At 43.9% G+C, this 793-nt stretch carries 2 tRNA genes and 2 rRNA genes; all 4 read left to right on the forward strand.

What is annotated here, in order from left to right:
- Positions 1 to 134 (forward strand): 16S ribosomal RNA (locus L4C37_RS22370); the annotation flags it as partial.
- A gap of 67 nt (positions 135 to 201) precedes the next feature.
- Positions 202 to 278: transfer RNA gene (locus tag L4C37_RS22375), tRNA-Ile, on the forward strand.
- A gap of 20 nt (positions 279 to 298) precedes the next feature.
- Positions 299 to 374 (forward strand) — tRNA-Ala (locus L4C37_RS22380).
- A gap of 302 nt (positions 375 to 676) precedes the next feature.
- Positions 677 to 793 (forward strand): 23S ribosomal RNA (locus L4C37_RS22385); the annotation flags it as partial.

Consider the following 793-nt stretch of genomic DNA (forward strand, 5'->3'; position numbering starts at 1 on the left):
CCATGGGAGTGGGCTGCAAAAGAAGTGGGTAGTTTAACCTTTCGGGGAGGACGCTCACCACTTTGTGGTTCATGACTGGGGTGAAGTCGTAACAAGGTAGCCCTAGGGGAACCTGGGGCTGGATCACCTCCTTATACGAAGATATCGTTGATGAGTACCCACACAGATTGATTAGGTTTAGAAAGTAAAAGAGACGATATTGGGTCTGTAGCTCAGCTGGTTAGAGCGCTCGCCTGATAAGCGGGAGGTCGGTGGTTCAAGTCCACTCAGACCCACCAATATCGATTGCAACACAGATGGGGCTATAGCTCAGCTGGGAGAGCGCCTGCCTTGCACGCAGGAGGTCTGCGGTTCGATCCCGCATAGCTCCACCATCTTTAAGCACATTTACTTAAGTGTTTTTAAAAATGGTTCAATTTATTGAATCAAGCTCTTTAACAATTTGGAAAGCTGACTGATTGATTTACTTACGAGTAATTCAATCAAATTTAAAAGTTCTCAATGTTTATCTTTCATTAGATAAACACAACAAACACATTCAAGTGTCTTGTATTCGAATCAAACTGAGTTTGATTCACAATTGAGTCCGGCAAACAGTYATCAAGAATTAACCCTTCTTGATGACAACCAAAAACCTTGGTTAGTTGCCATACACTAAGACCCTTTCGGGTTGTATGGTTAAGTGACTAAGCGTACACGGTGGATGCCTTGGCAGTCAGAGGCGATGAAAGGCGTAATAACTTGCGATAAGCCCAGATTAGGTAGTAATAACCTTTTGAGTCTGGGATTCCTG

Origin of the sequence: Vibrio kagoshimensis (assembly GCF_050337535.1) — a bacterium.
In the GTDB taxonomy this organism is placed as follows: domain Bacteria; phylum Pseudomonadota; class Gammaproteobacteria; order Enterobacterales; family Vibrionaceae; genus Vibrio; species Vibrio gallaecicus.